At 32.3% G+C, this 20,687-nt stretch carries 16 protein-coding genes and 2 other annotated features; of the genes, 14 read left to right on the top strand and 2 right to left on the bottom strand.

Translation table 11 applies throughout. The features are described 5' to 3' along the window. Positions 1 to 7 precede the first annotated feature (7 nt). Complete coding sequence (gene ftsH / locus PP176A_RS13640) at positions 8 to 1,558, bottom strand: ATP-dependent zinc metalloprotease FtsH (protein WP_200796165.1); 1,551 nt, start codon at positions 1,556 to 1,558, stop codon at positions 8 to 10. A gap of 600 nt (positions 1,559 to 2,158) precedes the next feature. Continuing rightward, positions 2,159 to 2,303 (top strand) — a sequence feature (ribosomal protein L20 leader region). Here ftsH and infC point away from each other — a divergent pair. From infC to argS, 10 genes are all read left to right on the top strand, one after another. After that, positions 2,295 to 2,831, top strand: coding sequence for a translation initiation factor IF-3 (gene infC, locus PP176A_RS13630; protein ID WP_071141074.1), 537 nt, complete (start codon positions 2,295 to 2,297; stop codon positions 2,829 to 2,831). It overlaps the preceding feature by 9 nt. A gap of 17 nt (positions 2,832 to 2,848) precedes the next feature. Beyond that, positions 2,849 to 3,043, top strand: a complete 195-nt coding sequence (gene rpmI / locus PP176A_RS13625) for a 50S ribosomal protein L35 (protein WP_071141023.1) — start codon at positions 2,849 to 2,851, stop codon at positions 3,041 to 3,043. A 35-nt stretch (positions 3,044 to 3,078) separates the two neighbouring features. Next, a complete protein-coding gene (gene rplT, locus PP176A_RS13620) occupies positions 3,079 to 3,429 on the top strand; it encodes a 50S ribosomal protein L20 (protein WP_071141022.1) in 351 nt (116 codons plus the stop codon). Positions 3,430 to 3,496: 67 nt separating this feature from the next. Further along, a complete protein-coding gene (locus PP176A_RS13615) occupies positions 3,497 to 4,291 on the top strand; it encodes a TrmH family RNA methyltransferase (RefSeq protein ID WP_071141021.1) in 795 nt (264 codons plus the stop codon). A 122-nt stretch (positions 4,292 to 4,413) separates the two neighbouring features. Continuing rightward, positions 4,414 to 5,436, top strand: a complete 1,023-nt coding sequence (pheS, locus tag PP176A_RS13610; protein WP_071141020.1) for a phenylalanine--tRNA ligase subunit alpha — start codon at positions 4,414 to 4,416, stop codon at positions 5,434 to 5,436. An 18-nt stretch (positions 5,437 to 5,454) separates the two neighbouring features. Beyond that, entirely contained in the window at positions 5,455 to 7,854 is a 2,400-nt protein-coding gene (pheT, locus tag PP176A_RS13605; RefSeq protein WP_071141019.1) for a phenylalanine--tRNA ligase subunit beta, read from the top strand. 51 nt (positions 7,855 to 7,905) lie between these two features. Then, on the top strand, positions 7,906 to 8,475 hold the full coding sequence (gene zapA / locus PP176A_RS13600; RefSeq protein WP_071141018.1) for a cell division protein ZapA: 570 nt from the start codon (positions 7,906 to 7,908) through the stop codon (positions 8,473 to 8,475). Positions 8,476 to 8,480: 5 nt separating this feature from the next. Beyond that, entirely contained in the window at positions 8,481 to 10,901 is a 2,421-nt protein-coding gene (locus PP176A_RS13595; RefSeq protein ID WP_200796164.1) for a DUF3656 domain-containing U32 family peptidase, read from the top strand. A 13-nt stretch (positions 10,902 to 10,914) separates the two neighbouring features. Continuing rightward, positions 10,915 to 13,296, top strand: coding sequence for an endonuclease MutS2 (locus tag PP176A_RS13590; RefSeq protein ID WP_071141017.1), 2,382 nt, complete (start codon positions 10,915 to 10,917; stop codon positions 13,294 to 13,296). 54 nt (positions 13,297 to 13,350) lie between these two features. Then, positions 13,351 to 13,552, top strand: a binding site (T-box leader). A gap of 153 nt (positions 13,553 to 13,705) precedes the next feature. After that, on the top strand, positions 13,706 to 15,409 hold the full coding sequence (gene argS, locus PP176A_RS13585) for an arginine--tRNA ligase (RefSeq protein ID WP_071141016.1): 1,704 nt from the start codon (positions 13,706 to 13,708) through the stop codon (positions 15,407 to 15,409). Positions 15,410 to 15,484: 75 nt separating this feature from the next. On the opposite strand, the gene PP176A_RS13580 is transcribed toward argS, so the two are convergent. Continuing rightward, the gene (locus PP176A_RS13580) at positions 15,485 to 15,679 is read right to left on the bottom strand and encodes a hypothetical protein (RefSeq protein ID WP_071141015.1); all 195 of its coding nucleotides are present in this window, start codon (positions 15,677 to 15,679) and stop codon (positions 15,485 to 15,487) included. Between the two features lie 186 nt (positions 15,680 to 15,865). Between PP176A_RS13580 and PP176A_RS13575 the strand changes: the two genes are divergently transcribed. Genes PP176A_RS13575 through PP176A_RS13560 form a run of 4 tightly spaced genes read left to right on the top strand, consistent with a single transcriptional unit; the run spans position 15,866 to position 20,473 of the window. Beyond that, positions 15,866 to 17,644, top strand: coding sequence for a B12-binding domain-containing radical SAM protein (locus PP176A_RS13575; protein WP_071141014.1), 1,779 nt, complete (start codon positions 15,866 to 15,868; stop codon positions 17,642 to 17,644). 5 nt (positions 17,645 to 17,649) lie between these two features. Further along, a complete protein-coding gene (locus tag PP176A_RS13570; protein ID WP_071141013.1) occupies positions 17,650 to 18,408 on the top strand; it encodes a hypothetical protein in 759 nt (252 codons plus the stop codon). An 11-nt stretch (positions 18,409 to 18,419) separates the two neighbouring features. Further along, positions 18,420 to 19,541 carry a tetratricopeptide repeat protein gene (locus tag PP176A_RS13565; RefSeq protein ID WP_071141012.1) on the top strand — a complete coding sequence of 374 codons (1,122 nt, stop codon included), beginning with the start codon at positions 18,420 to 18,422 and terminating at the stop codon, positions 19,539 to 19,541. A gap of 20 nt (positions 19,542 to 19,561) precedes the next feature. After that, positions 19,562 to 20,473: a bifunctional enoyl-CoA hydratase/phosphate acetyltransferase gene (locus PP176A_RS13560; RefSeq protein ID WP_071141011.1), complete on the top strand. Its 912-nt coding sequence runs from the start codon at positions 19,562 to 19,564 to the stop codon at positions 20,471 to 20,473. Positions 20,474 to 20,687: the final 214 nt, after the last annotated feature.

Genomic DNA, 20,687 nt, shown 5'->3' with positions numbered 1-20,687 from the left:
GTCTTAATTAAGTTGCCGTATTTGAGGAAAGTTCATATTGCTTTAATATTTCATCTAATTCTTCACTTGTGAGGGTTTCCTTTTTCATTAACTCATCAGCGACAACCGTAAGTATCATCTTGTTTTCGTCTAATATCCTTAAAGCGCTTTCAAAACATTTATCAAGTATTTTTTTGATCTCTTTTCTTATTACTTCATAATTGTATTTAATGTAGTAGTCTTCTATCGTAATGTTTCCGAAAGAGCTCATTCCGTAGCTGCACACCATTTCTCTGGCGATTTCCGTTGCCTTGTTTAAATCGTCCTTTGCTCCCGTTGTTATTTCATTGAAAACTAATTGTTCTGCAGCCCTTCCCCCGAGAAGTACAATTATCTTATTGGTAAGTTCCTTTTTTGTAAGAAGATATCTTTCTTCATCGGGAAATTTAAGTACATATCCCAAAGCCTGACCTCTCGGGACTATTGATATTTTTTGAATCATATCTGATTTTAAGATTTTACCTACCAGAGCGTGACCAGATTCATGAACTGAGACGGTTTTTTTTTCTTTGAAAAGTATAGATGGATTTTTTACTTCTAATCCTGCCACTACTCTTTCTATTGCCTGATTAAAGTCATTAATGAATATCTTATTTTTATTGTTTCTGACTGCAATTATTGCTGCTTCATTAGCAATATTCGCAAGTTCGGCTCCTGACAATCCGGTAGTTTTTTGTGCTATGGATTTGATATTCACAGCAGAATCTAAAGGTTTGTTCTTTGTATGAACCTCTAATATTTTTTCCCTTGCGTTTATATTTGGATTCCCTACATATATATGTCTGTCAAATCTTCCCGGGCGAAGAAGAGCCTCATCCAAAAGATCTATTCTGTTAGTGGCTCCGACTATTATAACGGTTTCTGATGTGTTGAAACCGTCCATTTCAACCAAAAGTTGATTAAGAGTCTGATCCTTTTCATTGTTCGAATCTAAATTTCTTTTTGCACCTATTGCATCGATTTCATCAATGAATATGATACTCGGAGCTTCCTTTTTTGCTCTTTCAAATAAAGTTCTTACTCTTTTTGCGCCTACCCCTACATATTTCTCGACAAATTCAGACCCGCTTGAATACAAAAAAGTTGAATTTGTCTCTCCTGCCACTGCTTTGGCAAGGAGAGTTTTCCCTGTACCCGGAGGGCCGTAAAATAATATTCCCTTAGGAATTTTCGCACCCATTTTAATATATTTATGGGGGTTGTTAAGAAAATCAATTGTTTCTTGAAGTTCTTCTTTTATCTCTTCAAGTCCGGCGACATCTTTAAAGGATATGGTTGATTTATCTTTTTCCTTGTTTTCATCTTTTTCACTAGCTATGGATAAAGTAACCAATTGGCGCTTTGAATTTATATTCATTCGGTATACAAAAAAAATCGATGTGATTGCCCATATAAATATTTTATCCGTGACAGTAAAACCCTTTAGAAAATCTAAAGGGAAAAATATATCAACCACCAGAAGCGAAGATAATGTTAAACCAAAGATAAAGATAGATAAAAGTATTTTCTTCTTATGCAATTTATCCCCACCTTTTCTAATTACTAATAATAGTTTAACCATTTAATTCATTTATATAAAAATTTATAACTAAAAAATATTGATAATTATAAACTTCTTGAATTAATGGGTTCATATTAAGTATCAGGGAAATTTTAGCTGCTTTTTCATATAAAAGTAGTATAATTAATACGTAAAACATTATCGGCTAATTAAATTATCTATACCTTTATCTTTGCAAATAATTTTAATTTTAATATAAAACAGAGGGAAATAATGAAAAAATATATTAATACAAAAAATTTGTATTTACTGACAATTATATCTTTTGCTCTTATCCTTTCATTTCTTTATTTTTTTGCACACATGGCTCCATATTTTTATACAGGTTTCGATTATCCTACAAATCCTAATAAATTAAGTAATATTGCAAATTTTATATTTTTATTTTTAATTTGTTTTAATCTTATATGCGTAACATTGTCTATCATTTGTTTATTTAGAGTATTATTTAAAAGATGAATATACTTACATAATGATTTAATTTGTATCTTATCAAAATTGTTTCAAGAGCTTGACAATATATAATTTTTAGCTTATAATAATTTATGAAATTAATAGAAAATTAAGCAGAAGTATCCGCTTCTCACCTTATAGCTGGGGCTCATAAGGTTAAATATTTTAGATAGTTATTGGTTTGACAAATTATTTTTGTCTGATTGTTGGAAAAAGAAGCGGGTATTTTTGCCCGCTTTTTATTTTTTATACTGGGAGGTGTAGTAATATAAAAGAGCTTCAAATTAATGAAGAAATCAGAGAGGGAGAAGTAAGACTCATTGATAGCGATGGGGCGCAGTTAGGAATAGTTCCCGTAAGAAAGGCTTTGGAAATAGCTTATGAAAAGAAATTGGATTTGGTCAATGTAGCTCCAAATGCAAAACCGCCGGTTTGTAGAATAATGGATTATGGAAAATATAAATATGAATTGGCAAAAAAAGAAAAAGAGGCAAGAAAAAATCAAAAAGTTATTAATGTAAAGGAGATACGACTTACTCCAAGCATTGAAACTCATGATCTCCATGTCAAGGCAAAGAGAGCCATGGAATTTTTACAGAGTGGAGATAAAGTAAAGGTAAGTATAAGATTCAGAGGCAGAGAATTAGGGCATACTGATATTGGAAAAGAAGTATTGGATAAATTTACTAATCTAGTCAGTGAATCTGGTTCTGTGGAAAAGGAGCCGAAATTTGAAGGGAAAAGCATGGTGATGTATTTCGGCCCTAAGTCAGAATAGTTAAGGAGGTAATTTAGATGCCAAAAATAAAAACTCATAGGGGAGCGGCAAAAAGGTTTAAAAAGACAGGTTCAGGGAAGATAAGAAGATTTAAAGCATACAAAAGTCATAAGACCGGGAAGAAATCTCCAAAGAGAGTTAGAAATTTGAGAAAAGGTACTTTAATCAGTGAAGCGGATTTAAAGAGAATGTCTAAAGTACTGCCATATTAGTTGATAAAACATTGGAGTTTAAGGAGGTAATTTAAATGGCAAGGATAAAAAGAGGAGTTAATGCCAAAAAAAATCATAAAAAAGTATTGAAACAAGCCAAAGGATATTATGGTTCCAAAAGTAAATTATATAAAGTTGCCAATCAAGCTGTAATGAAATCATTGAGTTATGCTTATGTGGGCAGAAAGTTAAAAAAGAGGGATTTCAGAAAACTTTGGATAGCAAGGATTAATGCGGCTGCAAGACTTAACGGGATGAATTATAGTACATTTATTAGTGGTCTTAAAAAAGCAAATGTTGAAATCAATAGAAAGATGTTGTCTGAAATGGCAATCAGCGATCCGAAGAGTTTCTCCGAATTGATAGATATTGCCAAAAATAATTAAAGCAAGGTTCCGATAGCGGAACTTTGCTTTAATTATGATTAAACTTTCGGACAGGAAGGAAAATTAGATGAATCATGTGGTTAGCAGTCTTTCAAACCCAATTGTAAAGGAAATAAAAAAACTTTATAAGAGAAAATACAGGTGGCAGAAAAAGCTGTTTATTGTGGAAGGAATTAAAATAATAGAAGAGTGTATAAAAGAAAAATGGAATATTAAGTATATTATTATAAGAGAGGATTTTCCCTTAAAATTTGAAGTCAGTAGATTGATAGATTGTATTGATGATAATAATATAATAGTTGTGAATGAAAAGGTGTTCAATGAAATTACGGATATGGAAAATCCTCAGGGAATATTAGGTGTAATTGAATTTAATCTCTCCGACATGGAATTTCTTTTTAAAGTGAAAGATAAATTTTTTATAATAATAGATGAATTGCAGGATCCGGGCAATATGGGAACCATAATAAGAGCAGGAGATGCTTTTGGTGTCAACGGAATAATAATTACCCAGGGCTGTGTTGATATCTATAGTCCCAAGGTTGTTCGTTCTACCATGGGTTCGATTTTTCATGTTCCCATTGTTTTTGCTGATGATAAATTAAAATTAATAAAAGATTTGAAAGAGAAGAAAGTGGCTGTATATGCTACGTCTCTTAGGGGAAATATACATATTAATCGGGTGAATTTTAGAAGAGATTTTGCCTTAATTATAGGAAATGAATCTAATGGAGTTACGGAAGATTTTTTAAGGACTGCAGACAGTTTAATCAAGATTCCGATGAAGGGTAAGGCGGAATCCCTTAATGTGGCCATAGCTTCTTCCATAATTATGTATGAAGTTCTCAGACAAAGAGGCTAATATTTCTTGTATTTAACAAATTTAAGTGCTATAATTTAATAAATCAGATTCTTAAATATTGACCTTCGCTAATTTTTGATGGTCTTATTTTTTATATAACAGGATGGAAAGGAGTTCTACATATGAAGGATAAACTTAACAGGATAAAAGAAGAAGCCATTAATGAAATTTTTAGAGTGAAATCTATAGAAGAATTGGAACAGATAAGAGTAAGGTTTTTGGGTAAAAAGGGCGAATTAACTTTGATTTTGAGAGAGATGGGGAAACTATCGCCGGAAGAAAGGCCTATAATAGGTCAGTTGGCCAATGATACAAGGAATGAAATAGAAAGAGAACTTTCCTCAAAGAAAGAAAAAATCAATTCACAACTTGAAAACAAAAAATTTAATAAAGAAAAGATAGACATAACCATGCCGGGTAAAAAAATAAAATTAGGACACAGGCATCCTTTAATACAGACTATAGAGGAACTGGAAAATTTATTTATCGATATGGGATTTACCGTAGTTGATGGCCCTGAAATAGAAACCGTTGAAAATAATTTTGACGCTTTAAATTCCCCGGAAGATCATCCTTCCAGGGATTTAACCGATACTTTTTATATTACCGATAAGATACTCTTAAGAAGCCAAACATCTCCTGTACAGATTAGAACGATGAAAAAAACCAAACCTCCTATAAGAATTGTTTCTGCAGGAAGAACTTTTAGATTTGACGATGTGGATGATACTCATTCCCCAATGTTTCATCAGCTTGAAGGATTGGTTGTAGATGAAGGAATAACTATAACCAATTTAATGGACACAATAGATGTATTCATTAAAGAATTATTTGGAAATGATATGAAGACCAGATTCAGACCTCATTATTTTCCATTTACCGAACCCAGCGCCGAAGTTGATGTGTCATGTTTTCAGTGTAAAGGAAAGGGATGTGATGCATGCGGAGGAACAGGATGGAGTATGGAACTTTTGGGCTGCGGGATGGTTCATCCGAAGGTGTTGGAAAACTGTGGCATAGATTCGGAAAAATATTCGGGATTTGCTTTTGGACTGGGAGTAGATAGGATTGCCATGGTTAAATATGGTATTGACAATATAAGGCTTTTATTTGACAATGATATGAGATTTTTAGAACAATTCTAAGTATGAGGAGGAAATAATATGCTATTACCTGTTAAATGGTTGAAGGAATATGTAGATATAGATGAAGAAGTAAAAACGCTATCGGATAAACTTAATTTGTCCGGCTCCCATGTAGAATCCATTATTTCTTTAGATAGAGGAATTAAAAAAGTAGTAGTAGGTAAGATTTTAAACATAGAAAAGCACCCAAATGCGGACAGATTATCAATTACCAAAATAGATGTGGGAGGAGAAGTCTTACAGATTGTTACAGGCGCGAATAATATCAAAATAGGAGATTATGTGCCTGTTGCCCTTATAGGAGCAAGACTTTCAAAAGGCGTCAAGATTGGCAAGGGTAAACTCCGGGGAGTTGAATCCGATGGAATGTTATGTTCGCTGAAGGAGTTGGGGTTTGAAGACAGCATAATTCCCAAGGCTCAGAGAGACGGAATATTTATATTGGACAAAGAATACCCCTTGGGAGAAGATATAAATAAAATATTGAATTTATTCGGTGAAGTAATTGAATTTGAAATAACACCCAACAGACCTGATTGTTTAAGTATTATAGGAATGGCGAGGGAGGTTTGTGCGACCTTTGGGAAAAAATTGAATTATCCGCCGGAAGAAATTAATGAAGAGTTTGACAATATCGAAAATTATATCAATAACGTAAAAATAGTAGATAATGATTTATGTTCGAGATATTATGGAAAAGTAATCAAAGACGTAAAAATTCAAAGTTCGCCCTTATGGCTTCAGTTAAGGTTAATGGAAGCCGGTGTGAGACCTATAAATAACATAGTAGATATTACCAATTATGTAATGCTGGAATACGGAGTCCCTCTTCATGCTTTTGACTTAAGTAAAATAGCGGGTAGAGAGATATATATCAGAAGAGCTGTTGAAGGAGAAAAGATTACAACCTTGGATGGTGCCGAAAGAAATCTTGAGCCATCGGATTTGGTCATAGCGGATGGGAAGAAACCTGTGGCGATTGCAGGAATAATGGGTGGATTTGATACGGAGATAACCGAAAGTACCAATACCATATTTATAGAATCGGCTCAGTTTAATAAAAGGAATATCAGGCTTACTTCTAAAAGATTAGGATTGAGAACGGAAGCTTCAAGTAGATTTGAAAGAGGAGTAGACCCAAATCTATGCGAGAAGGCTTGCAGAAGGGTATGCAGATTGGCGGAACTTATAGGAGTAGGTAAAATAATTGAAAACCACATAGATGAATATGAGAAAAAGAAAGAAAAATGGGTTATTTATTTGAGGCCAGAAAGAGTGAACAAGATTTTAGGTTCTGATATTAAGACGGATAATATGATAGAAATATTGAAGAACCTGGAATTGGAAGTTGAGTTTTCGGAAGGCAGATTAAAAGTTCTGGTTCCTACTTTCAGAGATGATTTGAAAATAGAAGTTGATTTAATAGAGGAAATAGGACGTATATATGGCTTTCACAATATGAAACCTGCACATTTAAAAGGAATATTGACGAAGGGCGGGAAATCATATAAAAATGCCGCTGAAGATAAATCCAAGGAAATATTAAAGGGTTTGGGACTAAATGAAATAACTACATATTCTTTTGTCAGCCCGAAATGTTTTGATAAGATTAATCTTCATGAAGATAGTATTAAGAGAAGATATATAAAACTTATAAATCCTCTTGGAGAAGATTATAGTGTTATGAGAACTACTCTTATTCCAAATATGATGGAAGTATTATCCAGAAATTTCAATTATGGCGTAGACAGAGCTTATGCTTACGAAATCGGGAATATTTTTATTCCGACGGAATTTCCTATAAAGGATAAACTGCCATTGGAGAAAAGGACTTTATGTATAGGAATGTATGGGGAAGCGGATTTTTATACTATTAAAGGTATTGTGGAAGAATTTTTAGCCAATGTAGGAATTAAAGGCTGCGATTATCTGAGGGAAGAAAATTATCCTACATTCCATCCCGGAAGAACTGCCAACGTAATATATAACAATAGAGTCCTCGGAGTATTAGGAGAAATTCATCCTGATGTGGCTAAAAATTATGACATAAAGGAAAGAACATATATTTGTGAGTTGGATTTTGATTCAATTGTTGAAGAGGCAGTTTTTGAGAGGAAATATAAGGCTTTACCTAAATATCCTGCTGTAGAAAGAGACATCGCCGTTGTTATAAATAAGGATATTTCAGTAGGGGAGATAGAAAAGGTAATATGGGAGAATGGAAAGGACATAATAGAAGAAGTTAATTTGTTTGATGTTTACACGGGAGATCAAATACTGAAGGATAAAAAAAGTGTTGCTTTTTCAATAGTCTATAGATCCGATAAGAAAACTCTTACAGATGATGAAGTGAGCAGAGTGCACAATAATATTATTGAAAAGATAGAAGATACCTTTGATGCAAAATTGAGAAGTTAAGGAGTAGCTTTTTTTCTGTATAAGTATAAAATTTGAGGAGATGATTAAGTTATGACGGATAAAAAAAAGGTGGATGTAACAATTGACGGTCGTAACTTTACCGTGGTAGGCAGCGAATCGGAAGATTATATCAAAAAAATAGCTCAATATGTAGACAATACAATTAAAAATGTTTTTCATAACAATATGAGATTGAGCAACCATATGGCAGCTATTTTAGCGGCATTTAATATTGCAGATGAATATTGCAAAGTTAATCAGAAATTAAAGAGTTTGGAAAAAGAAGTGGTAGGGCCTATAGGAAATTATGAGAATGTCAGCAAAGAATTAGAAAATTCAAGAGCTAAAATAAAGGAATTAGAAGAGCAGTTGAACAACAATAAGGAAGAATTTGACAAAGCAAAAGAGGATCAAGAAAGAGAAAATAAAAATTCCAAGAAATATGAAAAACTTTTGGAATTAAAGGAAAGGGAATTAAAAGAGAAGGAAGATATGATAAAAGAGCTTCAAAATAAATTGTACGAAAATCAAATGGAGTTGGTTCAGGTTAAAAAGGAATTAGATGAGTCCATTAAATATTTTGATTCTGAGAAGGGAATATTTTCAAAGGAGGAAATATAGAATTAGTGAATAAGAAGAATAGGAATTCAGAATTGTTGGCTCCTGTTGGGAATATGGAATCCCTATATGCTGCAGTTCAAAACGGTGCTGATGCGGTATATCTGGGAGGAAAGCTTTTCAGCGCCAGACAAAGTGCTCCCAATTTTGATTATGAGGAATTGAAGGCTGCTATTACTTATGCTCATATCAGAAATGTGAAAGTTTATGTGACGGTTAATATTCTCATTGCCGACAGTGAAATGAAAGATGCTTTAAACTATGTAAAATTTCTTTATGAAAATGATGCAGACGCTATTATTGTTCAGGATTTGGGTTTGGCCTACGGGATAAAAGACATATTTCCCGAACTTCATCTTCACGGAAGCACCCAAATGACCGTCATAAACAGAGAAGGAGCTCTATTTCTGGAAGAGCTGGGTTTTAACCGGGTTGTCCTTGGGAGGGAAGTTTCTCTGGAGGAAATAAAATCCATTTCATCAACAACTCACATAGAGCTGGAGGAATTCGTTCACGGAGCTTTATGTGTCTGTTATTCCGGGCAATGTCTTATGAGCAGCATTATAGGCGGGAGAAGCGGAAACAGAGGCAGATGTGCCCAACCCTGCAGGATGCCTTATACAATAATGAAGATCGGAAGTGGAAGTATTCAAGAAATAAAAACGGAAGGAAAATATCTTTTAAGTCCCAAGGATTTAAATACTATAGATTATTTAGATAAGATAATAAACAGCGGCGTTGCATCTTTAAAAGTGGAAGGCCGGATGAAGAGACCGGAATATGTGGCTGTTATCATAGAAAAATACAGAAAGGCATTGGATTACGGCGTAAAATCCATTACTGATCAAGACAGAGAAGATATTTTAGAGATATTTAACAGAGGATTTACAAAGGGATATGTATTAGGTGATTTCGGTAAAAACTTTATTTCTTATGACAGGCCGGATAACAGAGGTGTATTAATAGGGAAAGTTGCTAAATGGGACAAGATGTATATGTATATTAAGTTGTTTGATAAGGTGGAAAAAGGAGACGGACTTGAGTTCCAATTGGATTCAGGAAGGTATGTAGGAATTATTGTTAATTTTTCTAAGAACAGAGAAGAATTGCTGAGGATAAAAAGAATAAAGGGAGTAAAGAAAAATTCCGAAGTTTATAAGACTTCCGATTCTATGCTGATTGGGAAAGCCAGAGAATCCTTTCAGGAAGAGAGAAAAAAATTTCCTATAAATATGGATTTGAACATTTCTGTCGGTGATAAGATTAAACTATCAATAGACGATGGCAAATATAAAGTGGACGTTTACAGCGGGGGCGTTGTACAAAGAGCCGAGAATATAAGTTTAACCACGGACAGGGTAGTTAATCAGATGGATAGGCTTCAAAATACACCTTATTATATAAAAGATATAAAGATGAACTTTGAAGGACAAGGATTTTTTCCTATGGGAGGATTGAATAAACTAAGAAGAGACGGAATCCAAGAACTAAATGAAAAAAGAGAACTTTTAAATTTCAGATCTGAAATTACCGATGAAGAATATGATGAGAAACTTGAAAAGCTGATGAGTTTTAATAAGCCCAAATCAAAAAAACAGAGAATGAGTGTGCGGGTTTCAAGTATTGATCAGTTTAAACATATAAATTTGAATAAATTAGACAGAATATATATTGGGTTTAGTGAAGACATTGAAGACATATTCAAAGAAATAAAAAAATCAGGTAAAGAGGGATTTTTATATACGGATAAGATAGTCGGAGAGGAAGGACTGAAGGATTTGGGAAAGAATATTGAACTCCTTCAAGGACTGATTGATGGTGTATCCGTATCGAATATCGGGACTCTTAAATATGTTCGAAAATATAATATAGACATTCACGGAGATATAGGATTAAACGTTTTTAACAGCCTTACCGTCAAACTTTTAAAAGATTCCGGAGTGAAAAGCATAACGTTATCTCCGGAATTGGATATTAAGGGTATAGACGAGATATGCCGAAGAAGTTCCTTGGACTTTGAGCTGTCCGTTTATGGCTACTATCCTCTGATGGTACTAAAGCACTGTCCCATGGCTTTAATTAAAAAATGCGATAATGATAAAAGTTGTTCAGACTGTAGATTCAAAAGAGGATATGGATTGAAGGACAGAAAGGGAAAGATATTTCAGATGATAAGGAACAATAAGGTGACTGAGATATATAATACAGTTCCGTTGATGCTTAGTGAGGAGGTAGGTGGAATTTTTAAATCGGGAGTAAATATGATAAGAGTTGATTTTACTGTTGAAAAAGAAAATATTTCTCGTATTCAAGATGCTTTTTTTAGTATTTCTAAGAATTTGACCGATAAAGAGGATGTCTTGCATACTATAGCCGATTTAAAAAGAAACGGAATCACAAAAGGGCATTTGCATCGAGGTATTCTATAATAGAGGTGATTTTATGAATGAAAAGACCTTAAGAGTGTTGGAATATAACAAAATAATTGATATCTTAAAAGATAATGCGGAATCATCATTGGGAAAAGAACTTGTATCACAGATAAAGCCTCTGACAGATATAGGTGAAATAGAAAATAGGCAGAAGGAAACAGAAGAGGCTTTGGAACTTATAATCAAGAGAGGTACTCCTCCTCTTTACGGAATACATGATGTAAGGGGAGAAATCAAAAGAGCGGAAATCGGAGGTACCTTAGGTCCGGGAAGTCTTCTTAAGATTTCGGATTCTTTAAGAGTTGTGAGAAGTTTAAAGAATTATTTGAAAGAGACAAGGGAAGATAAAAACGGGAATTATCCCGTCGTTGGAAATTTGATAAATGAATTGAGCGTATTTGAGTATATTGAAGAAAGTATTAATAATGCAATTATAAGTGAAGAAGAAATATCGGATAATGCAAGTCCAGCTCTTAGAAGCATAAGAAGAAAGATAAATATGAAAAACGACAGCATAAGAGATAAATTAAATTCAATTATCAGTTCATCCAATAATAAAAAGTATCTTCAGGACAGCATAGTTACCATAAGGGAAGGAAGATATGTAGTTCCTGTCAAACAGGAAAACAGAGGAAATTTTCCCGGGCTAGTTCATGATCAATCTTCCAGTGGTGCGACTTTATTTGTAGAACCTATGGCTGTAGTAGAATTAAATAATGAACTGAAGGAATTGAAAATTGAAGAACAGCATGAAATAGAGAGAATTTTGATTGAGCTTACCAATATGGTAAGGGAAAGAAGTAACGAGATAAGGAATAATCAAAAAATACTTCAAAGATTGGATTTTATATTTGCTAAAGGGAAAATTGCCGTTAATATGGATGGAACAAAGCCTATTCTTAATGACAGAGGGTATATAAATATTAAAAAGGGAAGGCATCCTCTTCTTGATAAGAAAAAAGTTGTTCCGATAGATATATATATAGGAGATGATTTCAGAACTCTTGTAATTACCGGGCCTAATACCGGGGGGAAAACAGTTACTCTTAAAACAGTAGGTCTTTTATGTTTAATGGCCCAATCTGGTCTTCATATACCGGCAGATCATAATTCTGAAGTGGGAGTATTTAATAAGATATTTGCCGATATTGGAGATGAACAGAGCATTGAACAGAACTTAAGTACTTTTTCGTCTCATATGACAAATATCGTAGAGATATTAAAAAATGTGGAAGAAAAAAACTTGGTTCTCTTTGATGAACTGGGAGCCGGTACAGATCCTGTAGAAGGAGCGGCATTGGCAATGTCAATACTCGATTATCTGTATAATATAAAAGTGAGAACTATAGCAACTACTCACTATAGTCAATTGAAAATATATGCTCTTACTAAAGAAGGAGTAAAAAATGCTTCCATGGAGTTTGATGTAGAAACATTAAGCCCTACTTACAAACTTTCGATTGGAATTCCTGGAAAATCAAATGCTTTTGAAATATCTAAAAGGCTTGGGCTTATGGATTATATTATATCTCATGCTCAAACTTTAATTTCCAAAGAAAATGTAGATTTTGAAGATGTATTAAAGACAATGGATCAGGACAGAAAGAGAATTGAAGAAAATAAGTTAGAAACTGAAAGATTGAAGATTGAAATAGAAAGATTAAAAGAAGAATTGACTGATGAAAAAGAAAGAACTCAGGAAGCAAAGGAAAAGATTATATACAAAGCTAAAGAAGAAGCAAGAAATATTTTAAGAAATGCTAAGGAAGAATCGGATCTTATTGTATCCAATCTAAGAAATATATCTAATGAAATTGAAAGAGAAAGAAATATTAAAATTCAGGAAGCTCAAGACAAACTTAAATCTAAATTAAATGAAACGGAAAAGGATTTATCCATAAAGTTATTGGATGTGAAAAGTTCTAAACCCCCTAAAAATTTAAAGGTAGGAGAATCTGTGGAGATATTGTCTTTAAATCAATCCGGTATTGTAGTTTCTCTTCCAGATGATAACGGAAATCTTCAGGTGCAGGTTGGGATAATGAAAATCAATGTGCCTGTCTCCTCTCTGAGAAGAATAAAAGAGAATGATTCACAAAAAAGAACTGCGGTGATGACAAAGAATATTCTAAAATTTAAAACTCAGGATATAAAGAATGAGATCGATTTAAGAGGAGAAACATTGGATGAAGCATTACTGGACTTGGATAAATATTTAGATGATGTATATATTTCCGGACTTAAAGAAATATATATAATACACGGAAAAGGTACGGGAGTTTTAAGATCAGGGATATCGGATTTGTTAAAGAGTCATAAACATGTTAAATCCTATCGACTGGGCAAGTACGGAGAAGGAGGAAGCGGAGTAACGGTAGTTGAACTAAAATAATTTTCTTGATAAATTATGAATTATGAGGTATATTATTAATTAACAATTTAAAAGACATATTCTGAGAAGAGGAAATAAAATATATTTTTTGGCAAAGCGAATTAGGGATGGTGAAAGCCTAAATACAAATATATATTTGAAAAGAGCCTTGGAGAATCCATCTGAATAAAGTAGGATAGGACGCAAGATGCGTTAAATAAATGAGTGGGCAATAGGCCAACAAGAGTGGTAACACGGGAAAACTCTCGTCTCTTAAATTGAGATGAGAGTTTTTATTTATAACGAATAGGAAAGTTCTTACATATAAATATTGATTAAAAAGAACTTTCCGTAAATGAGTTTCAAGAAAAGCTACTTTATAAAATACTTCGATAGAAGCTTTTCTTATTATTTGAAGGAGGATTTATAAATGAAGGATTTAAAAGAAGAAGTTGTTGGATTGATTGAAAAAGAAATTGATGATATCTTAGCAAAAGAAGAAATTGAAAAATTAGTTGAAATTCCGCCAGATAGCGAAATGGGGGATTATGCATTTCCCTGCTTCAGGTTATCTAAAGCTTTAAAGAAATCACCAAATTTGATTTCTCAGGAATTAGCAGAAAAAATAGAGAAAAACAGTTATATTGAAAAGGTTGAAAGTTTGGGGCCATACTTAAATTTCTTTATTGATAAGGAAAAATTAACTGAAATAGTACTCAATGAAGTAAAGGAGAAAAAAGAGAGATATGGTTCTTCGGATATGGGGAAAGGTAAAACCGTAATTGTAGAATATTCTTCTCCTAATATTGCTAAACCGTTTCATATAGGTCATATAAGGACTACTATCATAGGTCATGCATTATATGATATATATAAATATTTAGGTTATAATGCGGTAGCTATAAATCATCTCGGAGACTATGGCACTCAATTTGGTAAATTGATTGTGGCTTATAAAAAATGGGGAGACAGAAAAATTGTTGAAAAGGATCCTATAAACGAATTGCTAAAGCTGTATGTTAAATTTCATAAGGAGATGGAGAATGATTCCACTTTAGAGGAGCAGGCAAGGCATTGGTTTAAAAAATTGGAGGACGGAGACTCGGAAGCTTTAGAGCTATGGCAATGGATGAGGGATATGAGTCTTAAAGAATTTAACAGAGTTTATGATATATTGGGGATTAAATTTGATTCCTTTACGGGTGAGAGTTTTTATTCGGATAAGATGCCTAAAGTAGTAGATGATATGAGGAAGAAAGGCATATTAAAGAAATCCCAGGGAGCGGAAATAGTAGATTTGGAACCTTACGGCATGCCTCCGGCCCTCATAACAAAGAGCGACGGATCTACCCTTTATATAACAAGGGATATAGCCGCAGCAATATACAGGAAAGAGCATTACAATTTCTATAAGAATGTATATGTAGTGGGATCAGAGCAGATACTTCATTTTAAACAGTGGAAAAAAATCGTAGAACTTATTGGATATCCTTGGGCGAAGGATTGTATCCATGTTAATTTCGGAATGGTGAGATTGGAAGAAGGAACCATGTCCACTCGTAAGGGAAGAGTTGTTTTTTTGGAGGATGTGCTTAAAAAGGCTGTAGAAAAAACCTTGGCTATAATAGAAGAAAGAAATCCAAACTTAGAGAACAAGGATGAAGTTGCCAAACAAGTCGGAATAGGAGCAATAGTATTTCAGGAATTATTTAATAACAGGATTAAAGATTATACATTTACATGGGAAAAGACATTAAGCTTTGACGGGGAAACAGGTCCTTATGTTCAATATACCTATGCAAGGGCGAACAGGCTGCTGGAAAAAGGAAATTTTTCGCCGGATAATGAAATAGATTATTCTATTTTATCAGCGCCGGAAGAAATTAACATTATAAAGATGATTTATAATTTTCCAAAGGAAATAGTCACGGCAATGGAGAAAAATGAACCTTCTTTTGTTGCAAGAAGCATAATGGGAATAGCAAAAGCCTTCAACAGCTTTTATAACAGTTGTCCCATAATGCAGGAAGAAGATAATTTGAAAAATGCAAGGCTTCAGTTGGTATGGGCAACGAAATCAGTAATCAAAGCAGGTCTTTCCCTTCTTGGAATGGAGACTCCTGATAAAATGTAAATATTAAAGGTCCTTATACTTTTTATAAAAATGTATAAGGACCTTTATATTTTAATGAAGAAATATTTATAAATACTATTTTTGCAAATATAAAAGAAACTCATCTTCTTTAGCTTCCGATAATTCACTGAGTTCTTTAATGATATTATCTTTTAAATTGAGAAATGCATCAATCTTTGTATTTTTCCCTGTGTATTCAAGTGCTTCTAATATCATTAACATATCATTTTTAGACATCTCCTGTATAGATATTTTGTCAAATTCCTGCATAAATCTACCCCTTTCTCAATGTATTTACATATATATTTTATATTCTTTTTTTAAAATCTTCAATACTTATCAAGTAATATTGTTTAAAAAGAAAAACGAAAGAAATATCTGAAAACTTGTAGAGACAAATTAATATGCTATAATAGAATTAATTCGGAAGATGAAAGATTAGAGGAATGATTAATTATGAATATAGTTATTACTACCCTTAATTCAAAATATATTCACTCGGCTCTGTCTCTCAGATATTTAAAGAGTTTTTCGTCGGAAATATCAGATATGGATATAGCGGAATTTACTATAAATCAAAATGCTGATTATATTGCAGGAGAAATATTTAAGATGTCTCCGGATATAGTGGCTTTTTCCGTTTATATATGGAATGTCAAGCAAATATTAAAGATATGCAGAATCATAAAAATAGTAGACCCTCATATAAAGATTATATTGGGAGGACCGGAGATTTCTTTTGAAAAAGAGAATATATTGGATGATATTCCTTATGTGGATTTTATTATATCGGGAGAAGGAGAAGAGACTTTTAAGGAACTTTTATTAGCCTTAACAGAGAAAAAAGAAGACTTTGATTTAATAAAAGGTTTGACCTTTAGGAAAGAAAACAGGTCTTTTAAAAATCAAGGGAGAGATTTAATCAAAAATTTAGATATAATACCGTCTCCATTTTTGAACATAAAAAAGGACGAACTTAAAGATAAAATAGTGTATTTTGAAAGCTCAAGAGGTTGTCCCTTTAACTGCAAATTTTGCCTTTCTTCAACAATCAAAGGAGTAAGGTTTTTCACAATAGACAGGGTAAAAGATGATCTAAAACGATTAATAAAGGCAGAGGTAAGGCAAGTTAAATTTGTGGATAGGACATTTAATGCTGATAAAGAATATGCCATGGAAATAATGAATTTTATAATGAAAATGAATCCTCAAAATATGAATTTTCACTTTGAAGTTACTGCTCATCTTTTAGACGAAGATATGCTGGAATTTTTAAGCCATGTAAAGGATGGATTGTTTCAATTTGAAATAGGGGTTCAATCAACTAATGAAAAAACGTTGGAGACTATAGGCAGAAAAACAGATATAAAAAAGTTGAAAAGAGTAACTAAAAGAATTAAAAGCTATAGAAGTATTCATCAGCATTTAGATTTGATTGCGGGGCTTCCCTTTGAAGATTATGATTCCTTTAAGAATTCTTTTAACGAGGTCTATGAATTAAGGCCGGAAAAGCTGCAACTGGGATTTTTAAAACTTCTTAAAGGGTCAAAATTGAGAGAAGACAAGGAATTGTATGGTTTTAAATTTTTGAATGAGCCTCCTTATGAGGTACTGGAGACGGATAGTATCAAATACAAGGATATGCTGAAATTGAAAACAATTGAAGATTTAGTTGAAAAATATGGGAATGATTCTTCCTTTGAAAACACTTTGGAATATGTCATTAAAAATTATTATAATACTCCTTTTGATTTTTATGAGGATTATGCCGATTATTGGGAACAAAAGGATTATCATAAAATTTCCCATAGTAAAAGAGAATTATATAGAATAATTTATGAGTTTTATAAAGAAAGAATTAGTGATAATATTGAAATATTCAATGAAATATTAAAATACGATTATATTTTCTATAACAAATCATCAAATTTTCCTGAATATATTAAACGGGCAACTGGCGTTGGAAATATTAATAAAAAGCACGATATACTTAAGGATGAAGAAATTTTAAATAATTATCTCCATGATTATTCCGATATGCCGACTAAAAGGATATTAAATATTGTTCATATGGAAACTTTCCCTTTTGATATCATTTCTTTTATAGAGGAAGGTTATAAAATAAGAGAAATTAAAAAAGACAAGAAAGATTTGATGTTTGTTTATGAAAATGGAGTGATGAATAAATGTAAAGTTTTTGATATAACGAAAATTGCCAATAAATATGAGGAGTGAAGATTATGGACTTGATTAAAGACTTGTTCTTTGTAAATGGAGCGGTAATAAAAAAAAGTTCTAAGAGTTTTTTTAAGAATTGGATGATCATTTTTACCGGTTTTGTGTATACAATTATTTCTACAGTGGCATTTACTCTGATTAATACATTATTTCAAGGAATTTTAAATATAATTGCGGGACTTTTAACAGCTATTCTTGTTAGCAGTTTGGTGTCCAATTATCTGAATTTATTATATGGCGTAATAAAGTATGACAAAATTTCTATTCAAGATTTTAAAGAAGGATTTAAGCAATATATATGGAAAATATACGGTATATATTTTATAATTTGGATAGTAAGTTATCTTCTCGAGGGAATAGGCGGAATTGCGGGTTCCAACGGAGGAGCTTTAATGAATATTATTACTATTGGGGCATTTATTATTTTTAACCCACTGCCGGAAGTTATATATCAAAAGGACAGGAGTTCTTTGGAGTCTTTGACTTATTCCGCAGGATTTATGGCTGAAAATTGGATTAATTGGATAATTCCTAATTTGATTTTTTCTTATGTTCTTTATAAACTGACAGGGGGGATTATCTTAGATCTGTTAACCACTCATATAGCATTTAATTTTGATTTCTCATTGTTTGGAATTGGGAAATATTTGGTTGAACAGATTGTTTTTTCTTTTACCATGATTTATAGGGGCCATTTATTTGATATTCTTAACACAAGCACAAGAAGAAAAAGATTATATATGAGGAAATACTATGATTAAGGGTGATTGCCATGGATAAAATTGAAAAATATTTTAAAAGAAAAGCTGATAAAATTTCTTTCATTGAAATAAAGCAAAATACATCGGTAAAGGTGGGAGATTACATTGTTACCGGTGATTTGCCTTTACCTGTAATTACGGATGTATTTTTAAAGGAGATCAAAAAAGGGAATCTACAAGACGATATAAAGGTATCATATATTATAGAAGGAATTATTTTTTTAATGGGGACAGACCATGATTTTAAATATAATGATAAATATAAAGAGATATTAAAAAAATATAATTCCGATATAGAAAGTTATATTTTTTATAAAGGATTAAAAGAAGTAGAAAATGAAAATTATGAAAAAGGAGCAATATTATTTAGAACACTGACTAATTTAAACCGGGAACATATTAACGGATTGTTTAATCTGGGAATATGCTATGAAGGAATATCCTATGGAGAGAAGGAATTGAAAGAGGACTTTCTTAAAAAATCGATGGAAACATTTGAGAGCATACTTGATTTGAATCCTAAGTATTCCCTTGCTTATTATAAATTGGGATATTATTATAAAACTTTTGGACAATTTGAAAAAGCGAAGCTTTCCTGGGAGAAATTTATTTTGCTTAGTAAAGATTCGGAGAGAAAAGATGAAATAAGAGAGGAAATAGAAAAAATAGCAGACAATGCATCGTATGAAAGGGGATGTAATTTGTTGTTTGCCAGAAATTATTCTGCCGCAATAGACGAATTTACTCATTTGGAAAATCGTTATAAGGACTTGTGGAACATTTATTATATGAAAGGGTTAACTTATAAAGGGCTAAATGATTTAAATTCTTCTATTGAAAATTTTAAAAAGGCAGCAGAGCTTAATCCTAAGAGCTCGGATATATTTAATGAACTGGGGATTGCTCTATATGGAGTTGGTAATTTTCAGGATTCAATAGATGCTTTTTCAAAAGGTATTAACATTAATGATAAAGATTATAGAATAATATGCAACAGAGGAATAGTATATTTTCAGATAGGAATGTATGATGAAGCGAAAGAGGATATAGACAGAGCATTTTCAATAAATCCTCAAAATAAAACAATTAAGGATGTTAAATATAAGTTGGAAAAAATATTAGGAACAAATTAATAATTGGGGGAGGGTAAAAAATGATAAACAAATTAGAAGAATTGCTTAAAATAAAATATGAAAAGAAGATGAAGTTGGCTGTAGTGGCATCTCAAGACCATGAGGTCTTGGAGGCTGTATCGGAAGGAGCAAATTTAAACATTATAGAGCCAATTTTAATTGGAGATATAAATAAAACTAAGAAAATTGCCCAAAAATATAATATATCAATTAATAAATGGAAAACCATAGATGAACCGGATTTGAAAAAGTCGGCGGAAATCGGAGTTAAACTTGTAAGTCAGGGAAACGCAAATTTTATAATGAAAGGTTTGGTGGATACGCCAACACTTATGAAGGAAGTATTAAATAAAGATTACGGATTGAGAACGGAAAACCTTCTCAGTCATACAATGATATATGAGACAAAAAATTATTATAAATTCATTTTGCTAACAGATGGAGGAATGAATTTAATTCCAAATGTAGACGAAAAAGAAAAAATTATAAATAATGCAGTAAAAGTGGGGCATGCCCTGGGAATGAAAAAAATAAAGGTAGCTTGCCTGGCGGCAAAGGAAAAAGTTGATAAAAAGATGATTGCAACATTAGATGCGGGCGAACTTAAAAAGAGGTATGAGGAAGGAAAATTTGAAGATGGGGTAATAGTAGACGGACCCATGGCATTAGATTTGGCCGTTTCAAAAAAAGCTGCTCAGATTAAAAATTATAATAGCGAAGTGGCAGGGGATGCGGATGTGTTTTTAGTTCCCAATATTGAAATGGGAAATGGAATAGGAAAGAGTATTACCTATTTCGCAGACGGAAAATCTGCCGGCGTTATAATGGGAGCTAAAGTGCCGGTAGTTTTAGTATCGAGGGCTGATTCTCATGAATCCAAATTGTATTCAATTGCTTTGGGAAGTTTAGTTTCACAACATATGACAAAATAACTTGAAAAAAGAAGAAAAGAGAAGATAAATGCCTTAAAATATGAGTAATATCAAATTTATTTAAATAATATGAATTTGATTTATAAAAAAATATGTGTTAATATATAAAACGTTGTTGTAAAGATGACAAGTTTTATTAAAAATATTATATTTTAAGTTTTAAAAGTTGTTGACAAGTAGCGCATATTATGCTATAGTAATAAAGCAACTTAAG

Source organism: Sporanaerobacter sp. PP17-6a, assembly GCF_900095615.1.
GTDB classification, from domain to species: Bacteria; Bacillota; Clostridia; order Tissierellales; family Acidilutibacteraceae; genus Acidilutibacter; species Acidilutibacter cellobiosedens.
This window is presented reverse-complemented; position numbering and strand designations above follow the sequence as displayed.